Annotated in this window: 14 protein-coding genes; 13 read left to right on the top strand and 1 reads right to left on the bottom strand. The window is 67.8% G+C overall.

Annotated elements, in window-relative coordinates:
* Positions 1 to 34 precede the first annotated feature (34 nt).
* From KIT53_RS00345 to KIT53_RS00365, 5 genes are all read left to right on the top strand, one after another.
* Entirely contained in the window at positions 35 to 1,231 is a 1,197-nt protein-coding gene (locus KIT53_RS00345) for an ATP phosphoribosyltransferase regulatory subunit (RefSeq protein WP_297745843.1), read from the top strand.
* Entirely contained in the window at positions 1,228 to 2,616 is a 1,389-nt protein-coding gene (locus KIT53_RS00350; RefSeq protein ID WP_297745846.1) for an adenylosuccinate synthase, read from the top strand. The genes KIT53_RS00345 and KIT53_RS00350 overlap by 4 nt, the downstream gene beginning before the upstream one ends.
* A 63-nt stretch (positions 2,617 to 2,679) precedes the next feature.
* Complete coding sequence (locus KIT53_RS00355) at positions 2,680 to 3,204, top strand: phosphoribosyltransferase (RefSeq protein WP_297745849.1); 525 nt, start codon at positions 2,680 to 2,682, stop codon at positions 3,202 to 3,204.
* Between the two features lie 6 nt (positions 3,205 to 3,210).
* Positions 3,211 to 4,407 carry a PLP-dependent transferase gene (locus tag KIT53_RS00360; protein WP_297745852.1) on the top strand — a complete coding sequence of 399 codons (1,197 nt, stop codon included), beginning with the start codon at positions 3,211 to 3,213 and terminating at the stop codon, positions 4,405 to 4,407.
* A 31-nt stretch (positions 4,408 to 4,438) separates the two neighbouring features.
* Positions 4,439 to 4,630 (top strand): hypothetical protein, encoded by a 192-nt coding sequence (locus tag KIT53_RS00365; protein ID WP_297745854.1) that lies wholly within the window; start codon positions 4,439 to 4,441, stop codon positions 4,628 to 4,630.
* A gap of 6 nt (positions 4,631 to 4,636) precedes the next feature.
* On the opposite strand, the gene KIT53_RS00370 is transcribed toward KIT53_RS00365, so the two are convergent.
* The gene (locus KIT53_RS00370; protein ID WP_297745857.1) at positions 4,637 to 5,551 is read right to left on the bottom strand and encodes a LysR family transcriptional regulator; all 915 of its coding nucleotides are present in this window, start codon (positions 5,549 to 5,551) and stop codon (positions 4,637 to 4,639) included.
* Between the two features lie 121 nt (positions 5,552 to 5,672).
* Between KIT53_RS00370 and KIT53_RS00375 the strand changes: the two genes are divergently transcribed.
* From KIT53_RS00375 to KIT53_RS00410, 8 genes are read left to right on the top strand one after another with little or no spacing between them, the layout of a single operon-like run.
* Positions 5,673 to 6,554 (top strand): crotonase/enoyl-CoA hydratase family protein, encoded by an 882-nt coding sequence (locus KIT53_RS00375; RefSeq protein ID WP_297745860.1) that lies wholly within the window; start codon positions 5,673 to 5,675, stop codon positions 6,552 to 6,554.
* A 20-nt stretch (positions 6,555 to 6,574) separates the two neighbouring features.
* Positions 6,575 to 7,783, top strand: coding sequence for a CoA transferase (locus KIT53_RS00380; RefSeq protein WP_297745863.1), 1,209 nt, complete (start codon positions 6,575 to 6,577; stop codon positions 7,781 to 7,783).
* Positions 7,780 to 8,964 (top strand): acyl-CoA dehydrogenase family protein, encoded by a 1,185-nt coding sequence (locus KIT53_RS00385; RefSeq protein WP_297745866.1) that lies wholly within the window; start codon positions 7,780 to 7,782, stop codon positions 8,962 to 8,964. Before KIT53_RS00380 ends, KIT53_RS00385 begins: the two co-directional genes overlap by 4 nt.
* Before the next feature lie 14 nt (positions 8,965 to 8,978).
* Entirely contained in the window at positions 8,979 to 10,118 is a 1,140-nt protein-coding gene (locus KIT53_RS00390; protein WP_297745869.1) for an acyl-CoA dehydrogenase family protein, read from the top strand.
* A gap of 10 nt (positions 10,119 to 10,128) precedes the next feature.
* Complete coding sequence (locus tag KIT53_RS00395) at positions 10,129 to 11,250, top strand: NAD(P)-dependent alcohol dehydrogenase (protein ID WP_297745873.1); 1,122 nt, start codon at positions 10,129 to 10,131, stop codon at positions 11,248 to 11,250.
* A complete protein-coding gene (locus KIT53_RS00400) occupies positions 11,247 to 12,209 on the top strand; it encodes a PDR/VanB family oxidoreductase (protein ID WP_297745876.1) in 963 nt (320 codons plus the stop codon). Before KIT53_RS00395 ends, KIT53_RS00400 begins: the two co-directional genes overlap by 4 nt.
* Before the next feature lie 26 nt (positions 12,210 to 12,235).
* On the top strand, positions 12,236 to 13,489 hold the full coding sequence (locus KIT53_RS00405) for a cytochrome P450 (protein WP_297745879.1): 1,254 nt from the start codon (positions 12,236 to 12,238) through the stop codon (positions 13,487 to 13,489).
* Between the two features lie 9 nt (positions 13,490 to 13,498).
* A complete protein-coding gene (locus tag KIT53_RS00410) occupies positions 13,499 to 14,971 on the top strand; it encodes an NAD-dependent succinate-semialdehyde dehydrogenase (RefSeq protein WP_297745882.1) in 1,473 nt (490 codons plus the stop codon).
* The last annotated feature ends 42 nt before the right edge of the window (positions 14,972 to 15,013 follow it).

Consider the following 15,013-nt stretch of genomic DNA (forward strand, 5'->3'; position numbering starts at 1 on the left):
AAAATCGCGTTTTTAACAGCTCCTGAAAAATCCCATGTCAGCCTGGGTCCTTCCGGATCACATCGCCGATGTGCTGCCCTCCGAGGCGCGCCACATCGAAGAACTTCGCAGGAGTTTGCTCGACACCGCGCGCGGCTACGGCTATGAGCTCGTGATGCCGCCGCTGCTGGAGCACCTGGAGTCCTTGCTCACGGGCACCGGTGAAGCCCTGGACTTGCAGACCTTCAAGCTGGTCGACCAGCTCTCCGGCCGCACCCTGGGCCTGCGTGCGGACAGCACGCCCCAGGTTGCCCGCATCGATGCCCACCTGCTCAACCGCCAGGGCGTGGCGCGCCTGTGTTACTGCGGCCCGGTGGTGCATACCCGAGCCGACCGGCCGTTCGCCAGCCGTGAGCCGCTGCAGTTTGGCGCCGAGATCTATGGGCACGCCGGACAGGAGGCCGATCTGGAAGTGATCGAGCTGGCGCAGGCCTGCCTGCACAGTGCCGGTTTGCGCGACCTGCAACTGGACGTGGCCGATGTGCGCGTGATCGATGCCGTGCTTGCCCCGGTGACGCTGTCGGCCGCCGATGAAGCGCGCGTCCACGCCGCGCTCAACGCCAAGGACGTGGCCGGCCTGGAGATGCTCGCGCGCGGCTTGCCTGAACGGGTGCGGCACGACTTGTGTGCGCTGCCCCGCCTGTTCGGCGGTGTGGATGTGCTGGATGAGGCGCAACGCCTGCTGCAGCCCTCCGACGCGCTGCATGCCGCGCTGCAGGGGCTGCGCTGGCTGGCGTCGCATGCCAGCGGCCTGACCGTGTCCATAGACCTGGCCGACCTGCGCGGCTATGCGTACTACACCGGCATGCGCTTTGCTCTGTTTGCCCGTGAGCCGGCTGCCGGTGGAGCAGGGCGCACGCTCGAATTGGCGCGCGGTGGCCGCTACGACGAGGTGGGCGCGGTGTTTGGCCGCAACCGGCCGGCCGTGGGCTTCAGCCTGGACCTGAAGGAGCTGGTGGCGGTGGTCGCGCCGCGCCCGCTCAAGGCCGCCATTCGTGCGCCCTGGGGCATGGATGCTGGCCTGCGCCAGGCCATCGCGCAGTTGCGCATCCAGGGCCACACCGTGGTGTGTGCGCTGCCTGGGCACGAACACGAAGTCGATGAATTCCACTGCGACCGCGAACTGGTCGCCGACCCGCGCGGCCCTGGGCAGTGGACGGTGCAGATCATTCAAACGGAAACCAGCAAATGACGAACAGCAGCAGCGCCGTGACCCCCGGGCGCAACGTGGTGGTGGTGGGCACCCAGTGGGGTGACGAAGGCAAGGGCAAGCTGGTGGACTGGCTGACCGAATCCGCCACCGGCGTGGTGCGCTTCCAGGGCGGCCACAACGCTGGCCACACCCTGGTCATCAACGGCGTCAAGACCGCGCTGCACCTCATTCCCAGCGGCATCATGCGCGCTGGCGTCAAGTGCTACATCGGCAACGGCGTGGTGCTCTCCGTGGGCAAGCTTTTCGAGGAAATCGCCGGGCTGGAAAAGGCGGGCGTGGAGGTGCGTTCGCGCCTGCGTGTGAGCGAGGGCTGTCCTCTCATCCTGCCGTTCCATGCCGCCATCGACATCGCGCGCGAGGCCGCCAAGGTCAAGGCCGGTGCCGAGAAGATCGGCACCACCGGGCGCGGCATCGGCCCCGCCTACGAGGACAAGATCGCGCGCCGCGCATTGCGCGTGCAGGACCTCAAGCACCCCGACCGGTTTGCCGCCAAGCTGCGCGAACTGCTCGAATTGCACAACCACCTGCTCACCAGCTACCTGCACTCGGCCGAGATGGCCTGGGACGAGAAGATCGCGGCCTACATGAAGGACGGCGCGATCCAGTTCGAGCCCGTCTACCAGGAGGCGATGGAGCAGGCCGAGCTGCTCAAGCCCATGATCGCCGACGTCTCGCGCGAACTCAACGAAGCGCACCAGGCCGGGGCCAACCTGCTGTTCGAGGGCGCTCAAGGCACGCTGCTCGACATCGACCACGGCACCTACCCCTTCGTGACCTCCAGCAACTGCGTGGCAGGCAATGCCGCGGCTGGCTCTGGCGTGGGCCCGGGGCTGCTGCACTACGTGCTGGGTATCACCAAGGCCTACTGCACGCGCGTGGGCGGCGGGCCGTTCCCGACCGAGCTGGAGTGGGAAAAGGAAGGTACGCCCGGCTGGCACATGGCGACCGTGGGCGCGGAGAAGGGCGTAACCACCGGCCGCAGCCGCCGCTGCGGCTGGTTCGACGCCGCGCTGCTCAAGCGCTCGGCGCAGGTCAATGGCCTCTCCGGGTTGTGCATCACCAAGCTCGACGTGCTCGACGGCCTGAAGGAGTTGCAACTCTGTACCGGCTACGAACTCGACGGCCAGGTCATCGACATCCTGCCCATGAGCGCGGAAGACATCGCCCGCTGCAAGCCCATCTACGAGACCCTGCCCGGCTGGAGCGAGTCCTCCGTCGGTGTGACGCGCCATGAAAACCTGCCGCCCAACGCGCAGCGCTACCTCAAGCGCATCGAGGAAACAACGGGCGTGCCGATCCACGTGATCTCCACCAGCCCGGACCGCGATCACACCATCCTCCTGGTCAACCCGTACCATGGTTGAACCGGATTCGGACCACGCCTGCTTCGTGCAAAATCCGCTTCACGCCCCCCACCCGGAGTCTGCATGCTGACCGAAGACGGCAAACATCTCTACGTCTCGTACGACGAGTACCACAACCTGATCGAGAAGCTCGCGCTCAAGGTCTACCAGTCGAAGTGGGAGTTCGACACCATCCTCTGCCTGGCGCGCGGCGGCATGCGGCCTGGTGACATCCTCTCCCGCATCTTCGACAAGCCGCTGGCCATCATGTCCACCAGTTCCTACCGCGCCAATGCGGGTACCGAGCAGGGCAACCTGGACATCGCGCGCTACATCACCACCCCCAAGGGCGAGATCGCCGGTCGCGTCCTGCTGGTGGACGATCTGGCCGACTCCGGCCACACGCTCAAGGCCGTGATCGACCTGTTGAAGAACAACTACCCCCCCATCACCGAGCTGCGCAGCGCGGTGATCTGGACCAAGCAGCTTTCCACCTTCACGCCGGACTATTCGGTGGAGTTCCTGCCGACCAATCCCTGGATCCACCAGCCCTTCGAGGGCTATGACAGCATGCGTCCCGCGCAATTGCTGGAGAAGTGGAAGCTCTGAAGCCGCATGACCGACGACGACCTGTCCACCCGGCTGATCCACCATGCCTACCGCCCTCCGGGTGGTTTCGAGGCGGTGGCGCCGGGCGTGTACAAGGCGTCCACCGTCATCTTTCCTGACGTTCACGCGCTGCGCACGTACGACTGGAAAGACAAGAGCGGCTACACCTACGGCCTGCACGGCACGCCGACGACCTTCACGCTCGAACAGCGTATTGCCACCCTGGAGGGTGGTGAGCACTGCCTGCTGGCGCCCAGTGGCCTGGCGGTGATCTCGCTGGTCGACATGGCCTTGCTGCGCAGCGGCGACGAGGTCCTGCTGCCCGACAACGTCTATGGCCCGAGCAAGACCTTCGCGGAGGTCGAGCTGGTGGCCTGGGGCATCACACCCCGTTTCTACGACCCCATGGATCCGCAGGACCTGGCGGCCAAGATCGGCCCGGCCACGCGGCTGGTCTGGCTGGAGGCGGCCGGGTCCGTCACGCTCGAATTCCCGGACGTTCCAGCCCTCGTGGCGCGCGTGCGCGAGGCCAATGCTCAACGTCGCGGTGAGCACGCCATCGTCACCGCCATGGACAACACCTGGGGTGCAGGCATTGCCTTCAATGCCTTCGACCTGGGTGCGGACATTTCGGTCCATGCCTTGACCAAGTACCCCAGCGGCGGTGCCGACGTGCTCATGGGCTCGGTGGTCACCCGCGATCTCGCGCTGCACCGGAAAATCCTGCTCACCCGCATGCGCCTGGGGCTGGGCGTGGGCTCCAACGACGCGGAGCTGGTGCTGCGCGGCCTTTCCAGCATGAGCCTGCGCTACCACGCCCAGGACGCCAGCACCCGGGAACTCGCGGCCTGGATGCAGGCGCAGCCGGACGTGCTGCGTGTGCTGCACCCGGCCTTGCCCGGTTCACCGGGCCACGATGCCTGGCGGCGCGATGCCCGTGGCGCGGCTTGCCTGTTCACGGCGGTGTTCGACGCCGCCATTCCCCGCGAACGCATCGACGCGTTCTGTGACCGCCTGCGCGTGTTCCGCCTGGGCTGGAGCTGGGCCGGACCGATCAGCCTGTGCGCGCCCTACGACCCGCGCTCCCTGCGGGGCCAACCCTGGCCTGGCGTGGGCGGTCTGGTACGCTTTGCCGTGGGCCTGGAAGCTGTGCAGGATCTGCGCGCCGATCTGGCGCAGGCTTTGGACGCGCTGCGGGCCTGACCCCGTTTTCTTCAACGACCGAAAGATCGAATTGGCCACTCCCAACTACGGATACGAAAAGCGCCAGCGCGAGCTTGCCAAGAAGAAAAAGAAGGAAGAGAAGCTCAAGGCCAAGGCCGAGCGCCGCCACACCGAGGGGAACGAACAACCCGGTGGCGACGAGCAGGGCCCTGCCGATGATGCCGGAGCTCCGGCCGGTGACGGCGGCGGCGACGCGGACTGATGCGGTTCAGATCAGCCGCGCACTCGGCCCCATGATCTCCGCGATCACGCGGCGCAGCCACTGGTTGCCGGGGTCCAGGTGGTAGCGTTCGTGCCAGTGCAGCTTGACCAGGTAGCTGGGCAGCTTCACCGGATGCTCGAAGACCCTGATGTGGCCCGCGCGGGCCAGCAACTGGCCCACGGGGCGGTTGACGGTGGCCAGGAACTCGGAGTTGGCCACGATCGCGTCGATGCCCAGCAGATCGGGCACTTCCAGCGCGACCTGCCGTTTCACCTTGCGGGCGGCCAGCACTTCCTCTGCCCGCCGCAGGCCGGTGCCGCTGGCGGTCACCACCACATGGCGCTCGGCATCGTACGCGGCCAGTGAGAGCGTCTTGCGCACCCGGGGGTGGCGGCTGCTGGCGATGCAGACGAAGTCGCGCATCATCAGCCGCTGCTGGTAGACGCCCGCCGGCGGTTCGGGCACATAGCCCACGACCAGATCGACATCACCCGACTCCAGGCCCTTGAGCGCGACATCGGTGATGCGCAGGATGGCCAGCGACACGTTGGGTGCATCCCGTTTGAGCCGTTCCAGCAGATGGGGGAGCACCACCGTCTGCGTGATGTCGGTCATGCAGACGCGGAAGTTGCGGTCCGATGCGGCCGGCTCGAAGGCTGGCCGCGTTCCCAGTGTCTGGTCGAGCAACTGCAACACGCCGCGGATGGGCGTCACCAACTGCTGACCGTAAGGCGTGGGCTCCATGCCCGCCGAGGTGCGCACGAACAGCGGGTCGCCAAAATGCGCGCGCAGCTTGGCCAGTCCCAGGCTGATGCTGGGTTGGCTGATGCCCAGCTCATCGGCCGCGCGCGAGACGCTGCGGGTGCGGTAGACCTCGTGGAATACCTGCAGCAGGCGCATGTTGAGTTCGGTGGGTGACATGGCGATTTCCTGGGCGGGTGACCATTTTATTAAGAATTCTGATGGATGGTATTGGTATAGCCATCTGGATCGAATAGTCCTGTGAACCTACAGTCGCGGCCACGTCAAGGAGACAACAGACATGGCCAAGTGGATGCAATCGAACGACCATGTGTCGTTCTCGGTGGATGCGGGGGTCGCCACGGTGCGGCTGAACAGGCCCGAGCGGCGCAACGCGCTGTCCTTCGAGTTGCTCAAGGAGTACCGCAACGCCTTGCTGGAAGCGGACGACCTCAAGTCCGTGAGCGTGGTGGTGGTGGAAGGCGCTGGCAAGGACTTCTGCGCTGGCTACGACATGAAGGCCTCGTATGCGCGCTACGACGGCGAGTCCGCCGGCGGCGAAAACCCCTACCGCAGCGGCATCGCGTCCTACGACGACGACGCCTGGAAGCTCGAGCGCTACGGTGAAATGCTGCGCACGCCGTTCGATATTCACAAGCCGGTGATCGCCAAGATCCACGGCAACTGCGTGGCCGGCGGTACCGATCTGGCGCTCTACTGCGACATGCTGATCGCCGCCGACGATGCACGCATCGGCTTTCCCGCCACGCGCGCCATGGGTTCGCCACCCAACCACATGTGGATCTACAACGTGGGCCCGCAATGGGCCAAGCGTTTCCTGCTGACCGGCGACGTCGTGCTGGGCAAGGACGCTGCCAAGCTGGGCCTGGTGCTCTCCAGCGCGCCGGCCGAGGAGCTGGATGCCGAGGTGGCCCGCCTGGCCAGCGGCATGGCTTCGCTGGACCCTGAACTGCTGGCCTGCAACAAGCGCATCGTGAATCTGGCGCTGGAGATCGGCGGCGCCACCGTGCTGCAGCGGCTCGCCGCAGAGATGGACGCCCGCGCCCATCTGACCCGCGCCAAGCGCGACTTCGATGCGGATGTGAAAGCGCTGGGCCTCAAGGGCGCATTCCAGAAGCGCGACAAGCCCTTCGGCACCGGCGTCGTCCGGCCGAGTTGGTGATCCTTTCGAAAAACAGAACCATGAACGACAGACATTCCGCCGCGCCCGGCGCGCTGGACGGCATCCGCGTGCTCGACCTCTCCCGTTTCATCGCGGGGCCTTACTGCGCCATGGTGCTCGGCGACATGGGCGCCGAAGTGCTCAAGATCGAGAAACCCGGTAGCGGCGACCCCGCGCGCGGCTACCAGCCGCAGATCGGTGGACGCAGCGCCTATTCGCTGATGTTCAACCGCAACAAGAAGGGGGTGGCGCTGGACCTGCGCAGCGAACAGGGCCTGGCGACCTTGCGCGCCCTGATCGAGAAGGCCGACGTGCTGGTGGAGAACTTCCGCCCCGGCACCATGGAGGAGATGGGTCTGGGCTGGGACGCCGTGCACCACCTCAACCCGCGCCTGGTCATGGTGCGCATCTCCGGATTTGGTCAGGATGGCCCTTGGGCGCATCTGCCGGCTTTCGACGGCATTGCGCAGGCCATGGGCGGCCTGATGGAACTCAACGGACCCGCGGACGGGCCACCCACCGTGTGCGGCACCTACCTGTGCGACTACGCATCGGGCATGTACGCCACCATGGGCACGCTGGCCGCGTTGCGCGCGCGCGATGCGACCGGTCGGGGCCAGGTGGTGGATGTGGCGCTGCTGGACGCCGCCTCGTCCTTCCTGATGTCTGCGCTGCCGGAATACCACCGGCTTGGCCACGAGATGACCCGGCGCGGCAACCGCGACCGCTACTCGGCACCGACCAACGTCTACCGCGCCCGCGACGGTGCCTGGATCTACATCGTCTGCGGTGGCGCCGACTACTTCCCCCGCCTGCTGCGCGCCATGGGGCGCCCCGAACTGCAGCAGGACCCGCGCTTCGCCACCATCCAGTCGCGCCGGGATCACTGGGACGACAGCGAGGCCCTGGTGCGCGAATGGGCCGCCACGCTCGATGCCGAAAACGTGGTCGGCCTGCTGCGCGAGCACGATGTGCCGTGCGGCAAGGTGGCGACCATTCCCGAAGTCGCCAACAACCCGCAACTGCACCACCGTGGCCAGATCGTGCGCATCGACGACCCCGTGTGCGGCGAGATCACCATGCAGGGCGTGACGATCCGGCTGTCTGAAACGCCGCTGACCATTCGCAGCCCCATGCCGGAAGTGGGGCAGCACACCGAAGAGGTGTTGCGCGCATGGCTGGACACCCAGCCGGGCGAGACGCCCGTCGCGCAGGGGGTGCTCGCATGAACCTGGACGACTTCAGGCTGGAGACGCGCGCCTGGCTCGAGGCCCATTGCCCACCCGAGATGCGCCAGCCGGTGGTGGACGATGAGCGTTGCTGGGGTGGCCGCAAGTGGGTGTTCCATTCCGAGGCGCAGCGTGTGTGGCTGCAGCGCATGGCCGAACGCGGCTGGGTCGCGCCGACCTGGCCGCGCGAATACGGGGGTGGCGGGCTCAGCCATGAAGAGGCCAAAGTGCTGCGCGAGGAAATGGACGCGCTGCACTGTCGCCCGCCGATCGAGCGTGTCAGCCAGGGCCTGGGCCTGCTGGGACCGACCATCCTGAGGCTGGGCACGCCCGGCCAGAAGGCCGAGCACCTGCCCGGCATCGCGCGCGGCGAGATCCGCTGGTGCCAGGGCTATTCGGAGCCCAATGCCGGCTCCGACCTGGCGTCCATCCAGACCCGCGCCGTCGATGCGGGCGACCATTTCGTGGTCAACGGCCAGAAGATCTGGACCAGCCACGCCGACAAGTCCGACTGGATCTTCATGCTGGTGCGCACCGATGCGCATGCGCCCAAGCACCGGGGCATCAGCTTCCTGCTGGTGGACATGGCCACGCCGGGCATCCAGACGCGGCCCATCCAGTTGATCTCGGGCAAGTCGGCTTTTTGCGAGACCTTCTTCGACGACGTCATGGTGCCCAAGGAGAACCTGCTGGGCGAACTCAACCAGGGCTGGGAAGTTTCCCGCCTGCTGCTGGCCAACGAGCGCGGCTCGATCGCCGCCACGCGCAGCCTCGCCGCCGAACGTTCCCTGGGCCTGAGCGCCATGGACTGGGTGGGTGCCGGCGAGGGCGGCCGACTGTCCGACGCGGGCCTGCGCGAGGACATCGCGCGCTACGAGGTCGACATGCTGGCCTTCACGGCCGCCGCCGAACGCGCCGGTGACCTGGGTGCAGCCGGCCAGGCCGGCCCCGGCTGGCCGTCCATCCTCAAGCTGAGCTATGCGGAGTTGAACCAGAAGCGCCTGGAGCTGCTCATGGCGGCCGGCGGCACCGAACTGCTGGAGTGGGAGGGCGAGCGCACCCGGGATGGCGAGGAGTGCCGCGCCTGGCTGCGCAGCAAGGCCAACACCATCGAAGGCGGGTCCACCGAGATCCAGCTCAACATCATTGCCAAGCGCGTCCTGGACCTGCCAGGCGCCTGAGGGAGAACAGACAGATGCCACTCATGCTGGACGAGCAGCAGACCATGCTGCGGGAAAGCGTGCGCGACTTCCTCGCGCAGGAGGCGCCGGTATCGCACCTGCGCCAACTCCGTGACCAGCGCCACGCGGACGGCCTTTCGCTGCCGCTGTGGCGGCAGTTCGGCTACATGGGCTATGCGGGCACGCTGCTGCCCGAGTCGCAGGGCGGCCTCGCCCTGGGGCATGCCGATGCGGCCATCATCATGGAAGAACTGGGCCGTCACCTGACGCCGTCACCGTTCTGGTCGACGGCGGTGCTCGGGGTCACCGCCCTGCGGGCGGGCAACCGTGAGGCACAGCAGCATGTGCACCTGCCCGGCATGGGCACGGGCGAGACGGTGGCCGCGCTGGCGCTGGAAGAGCGCGCCAAGCACGACCCTGCCGGGGTGAGCCTGCAGGCGCGCCGCCAGGGGCACCACTTCCTGCTCGACGGCACCAAAACCTTCGTGGTCAATGGGCACATTGCCGACGTGCTGATCGTGGTGGCGCGCACCGGAGCGGCCACCAGCGGTACCGACGGGCTGACCCTGTTCCTGGTCGATCCCAAGGCCCCTGGCGTGCGCATCGAACGCAGCTGGATGGTGGACAGCCACAACGCGGCGCGTGTGCACTTCGAGCAGGTCAGCGTCGCCGAAGAAGCGGTGCTGGGCGAAGTCGACCAGGGCTGGCGCGTGCTGGAACCGGTGCTGCTGGCCGGCCGCGCGGCGGTGGCGGCCGAACTCGTGGGCCTGGGCGACGAGGTGTTCAACCGCACGCTGGGCTATCTGCGCGAGCGGGTGCAGTTCGGCCGGCGCATCGGTGAATTCCAGGCGTTGCAGCACCGCGCGGCCCGCGTGTACGCGCAACTCGAACTGGCGCGCGCAGCCGCCATGAAAGCGGCCTGGGCGCTGGATCAGCAGGACGCGCATCGGTCGCTGTGGGTGTCGGTGGCCAAGGCCAAGGCCGGCTGCGCCGCCACGCTGGCGGTGCAGGAGGCGGTGCAGATGCACGGCGGCATGGGCGTGACGGAGGAACTCGATATCGGCCTCTTCATGAAACGCGCCCGCGTGCTGGACGAAACCCTGGGCGACCACCGTTTCCATGCGCACCAGGTGGCGCTGCACCACGGTTACTGAGGAGGCCAGAGTGACAAGCCCCCTGCAGATTCAGGCCGCGCTGCGCCGGGACACTGGCGGGCCGCTGGCCATCGAGACCGTGACGCTGGAGCCCCCGCGCGTCGGTGAGGTGCTGGTCCGTGTGGTGGCCACCGGCATCTGCCATACCGATGTGGCGGTGCGCGATGGCGAAATGCCCATGCCCGCGCCGGGCATTCTCGGACACGAAGGCGCGGGCGTCGTCGTGGCCGCTGGAGGCGACAGCGCATTCAAGGCAGGTGATCCGGTCATCATGTCCTTCGCGCACTGCGGACAGTGCCGCGCCTGCCTGCTCGGCAGGCCCTCGGACTGCACCCGTTTCTTCGCGCTCAACTTCAACGGGCATCGGCCCGACGGTTCGTGCTGCCATTCGCAGGCGGGCCAACGCATCTTCGGTCACTTCTTCGGTCAATCCTCCTTCGCCACGCACGCCCTGGTGGATGAGCGCTACCTGGTGCCGGTACCGGCGGACCTGCCGCTGGAGAGCCTGGGGCCTTTGGGTTGCGGCATCCAGACCGGCGCGGGCGCGGTGCTGCAGTGGATGAAACCCGTCTGGGGCAGTTCGCTGGCGGTGTTCGGACTGGGCGCGGTTGGCATGTCCGCCCTGATGGCCGCGAAGCTCCAGGGCTGCGACCCGCTGATCGCCGTGGACGTCCAGCCGGCGCGCCTGGCGCTGGCCCTCGAGCTGGGCGCGACGCACGTGCTCGATGCGCGCAGCGGGGATGTCACGGAGCAGATCCGGGCGCTGACCGGCGGCCTGGGGGCCGACCATGTGGTCGAGGCGATAGGCAACCCCAAGCACGTCAATGGCTGCCTGGCCGCGGTGCGTTCGCGCGGCAGCGTCGCGCTGCTCGGCGCCCCGCGCGCGGGCGAGACGGTGGCGCTGGATTCGATCACGCTGATGCGCGGCCTGACGATCAAGTCGGTGGTGGAAGGTGACGCGGTGCCGCGTGTCTTCATTCCCGAGCTGCTCCGCCTGCACCGCGCCGGGCGCTTCCCGTTCGAGAAACTGCTGCGCTTCTACGACTTTTCGCAGATCAACGAAGCCATCGACGCGATGAACCGCGGCGAAGTCATCAAGCCGGTGCTGCGCATGCCTGGAGGTGCGGCATGAGTGACCGCCTGTCCCTCAGAGTGGTGCGACGAGAGCCGCTGGCCGGACGCATCGTGGCCCTGACCTTGGCGAGTGCCGACGGCAACGCCCTGCCGCCTTTCGAGGCAGGGGCGCACATCGACGTCCTCACGCCTTCGGGCCACACGCGCCAGTATTCGTTGTGCAACGCACCGGACACCGCTACGCAGGTGTATCGCATCGCGGTGCAGGAGGAGGCCGAGTCCCGCGGCGGCTCGCGGGCCATGTGCCGCGACGTGCGAGAGGGCGACCTGCTGGAGGTGGGTGCGCCGCGCAACCTCTTTCCGCTCGCGCCGGGTACGCGGCGTGCCATTCTTCTGGCCGGCGGCATAGGCATCACGCCCCTGCTGGCCATGGCCCATGCCTTGCACCAGGCCGGGATCGACTTCGTGCTGCACCACGCCTGCCGCAGCCGCCCAGCGGGCGCGTTCGTCGAAGAACTGCTCGCTGCATCTTTCGCGGAGCGTGTGCGCCTGCATTTTGACGATGAGGGTCCGGCGCTGGATCTCGCGGGCGTGCTTGCGGACCCCTGCGACGGGGACCATCTCTATGTATGCGGCCCGAGCGGCTTCATCCAGTGGGCGCTTGACACGGCGCGGCAACTGCACTGGCCGGATGGCCAGGTGCACCGGGAGTTCTTCGCGCCTGCGGAGCCCGCCGTTGTCGCCGCGGACGGGGCCTTCGAGGTCGAACTCGCGGTCAGCGGGAAAGTGCTGCAGGTGCCGGCCGACCGCAGCATCGCCTCGGTCCTTCTGGCGCACGGCGTGCCGCTGGCCATGTCCTGCGAGCAGGGGGTCTGCGGCACCTGCGTGACCACGCTGCTGGCTGGCGAGGCCGATCACCGCGACAGCTACCTCACCGATGCCGATCGCGAACGCGGCGACACCATCCTGCCCTGCTGCTCGCGCGCGCGCAGTGCTCGGCTGGTGCTGGACCTCTAGACGACCCAACAACCAGGAAACCTGCCATGAGCCTTGACAACTTCGACGACAACCTGGTGGCGAGCCACGCGATCTTCACGCAGGATCCGGCGGCGCAACAGGTGTTCGAGCCCCTGCGCCGCTCGGACCCGCTGCACTACACCGTGACCGACAGCCATCCGCCGTTCTGGGCCGTGACCACCCAGAAAGACATCATGGAAATCGGCCGGCGCAACGACATGTTCCTCAACGCGCCGATGTCCTTTCTGCTGTCCAACGAGGAGCTGGCGCGCCGGCAGGCGGAAACCGGCGGCAAGGCCTATCTGCGCGCCCTCACGCACATGGACGAGCCCGACCACAAGCTGTACCGCAGCGTCACCCAGAGCTGGTTCATGCCGGCCAATCTCAAGCGCCTGGAGGCGACCATCCAGCAAGTCGTCTCCAACCTGCTGGACCGCATGCAGGCCATGGACGGCGAGTGCGACTTCGCGGACGACATCGCGCCCTGGCTGCCGTTGCAGGTCATCATGGGGCTGCTGGGCATACCGCAGGAAGATCACGCCTACCTGCTCAAGCTCACCCAGCATCTGCTGGCCCCGCAGGATCCGGACCAGAAGCGCGAAAACGCCGCGACAGGCGTGTCGGTGATGGCCCAGGTGGTCGCCGACTACCAGACCTTCTTCCGCGAGGTGGTGGCGGACCGCCGCGCCCGCCCCACCGACGACCTGTCCTCGGTGATCGCCAACATGCGCATTGGCGACCAGCCCGCGCCGGAGCTGGAGACCATCTCGTATTTCGTCACCCTGGCCACCGCCGGCCACGACACCACCTACGCCACTCTGGCCGGAGGCCTGCTGGAGCTCACGCGCCACCCCGAGCAGTTCGAGCGTCTGCGCGCGGACCCCGCGCTGGCGGCCAGTGCCGCCGAGGAGATGTTCCGCTGGGTCAGCCCCATCAAGCATTTCGTGCGCACCGCCAATGCCGACGTCACGCTGCGCGACAAGCAGATACGGGCTGGCGACCGCCTGATGCTGTGCTACCCCTCTGCCAACCGCGATGAGGATGTGTTCGAGGACCCGGGTGCGTTTCGCATCGACCGCACGCCCAACCGCCACCTGGCCTTCGGCTCAGGCGTGCACTCCTGCCTGGGGCAGCACCTGGCGCGCATGGAGGTGCGCACCTTTTTCCGCGAGTTCGTGCGCCGCGTCGAGCACATCGAACTCACCGGGCCGTTCGCGTACGTGGCCAGCAACCGCGCCTCGGGTCCGAAGCGCATGCCGGTGCGCTACCGCTTCTTCTGAAGGATGTCCATGCAGACCAAGACGGACGCGAGCGGGGTGCGTTACCCCACGCTGGAATTGCTGATCGACGGCGAGTGGGTCGGTGCGCAGGGGCGCGAGACCGCGCCGGTGGTCAACCCCGCCACCGGGCAGGCTATTGGCCGTGTGCCGCTGGCCAGTCCGGCGGACATCGACCGCGCCGTGCGCGCCGCGCAGCGCGCGTTCCTTTCCTGGCGCCGCGAGACCGCGATCACGCGGGCACGCCTGCTGGGCAAGGTGGCGGACGCGGTTCGCGCGCACACCGACGAGCTCGCGCGCATTCTGACCCTGGAGCAGGGCAAGACCCTGACCGAGTCGGTGGGTGAGATCACCGCCACCGCCGATACCTTCGAATGGATGGCCGAGGAAGGCAAGCGCGCCTACGGCCGCACCGTGCCTTCGCGCATTCCGGGCGCCGAGCAGATCGTCATGCTCGAACCGGTGGGCGTGGTGGCCGCGCTCTCGCCGTGGAACTACCCGGCGGCGCTGGGTGCGCGCAAGGTGGCCACCGCGCTGGCGGCCGGTTGCACCGTGGTGCTCAAGCCGGCCGAGGAGACGCCGGGCATCTGGGTCGCCCTGGCGCACCTTTGCTTCGAGGCTGGCCTGCCGCCGGGTACGCTGAACCTGCTCTACGGCCATCCGGCGGAGGTGTCCTCCCGACTGATCGCCGCGCCCGAGGTACGCAAGATCTCGTTCACCGGCTCGGTGCCGGTGGGCATGCAACTGGCGCAGCAGGCCGCCGCGCTGCTCAAGAAGACGACGATGGAGCTGGGTGGGCATTCCCCCACCTTTGTCTGCGAGGACGCGCCCATCGAGCGCGTCGCGGAACTGGCGGTGGCTTCCAAGTTCCGCAACGCCGGTCAGATCTGTCATTCGCCCACGCGCTTCTTCGTGCACGAGCGGGTGTTCGACCGTTTCGCGGATGCCTTCGCTGAACGCGCCGCCAGCCTTCGCGTGGGCAATGGCCTTGCGCAAGGCGTGCAAATGGGGCCGCTGGCCAACCCGCGTCGCATGGCCGCCATGGCCGCTCTCTGTGAGGACGCGCGAAAGGTGGGGGCCGCCATCCTCACCGGCGGCGAACCGGTGGTGCAAGGGGAGGGCGGCAACTTCTGGCGCCCTACCGTCATCGCGCGGCCGCCGGCCGCGACACGCGCACTGCGCGAGGAGCCCTTCGGTCCCCTGGCGCTGATGGTGCCCTATGCCGATCTCGCCGACGCCGTGGAGCAGGCGAACGCGCTGGACTATGGCCTGGGGGCGTTCGCCTTCACGCCCTCGCTCGCACAGGCGCAGTTCCTGCAGGAGCACGTACGCGCCGGCTGTCTGAGCATCAACACCTTCGCCATCACGCCGCCGGAACTGCCTTTCGGCGGCATCAAGCACAGCGGCCTGGGGCGCGAGATGGGGTCCGAGGGGCTCCTGGACCATTTCGAGACCAAGGCCGTCATCCGGGTTGCGGCGCCTTGAGGTCGCGCGCCCATTCATTTTTTTCCGTTCACCACCAGCACC

Source organism: Hydrogenophaga sp., assembly GCF_026125785.1.
GTDB lineage: Bacteria > Pseudomonadota > Gammaproteobacteria > Burkholderiales > Burkholderiaceae_C > Hydrogenophaga.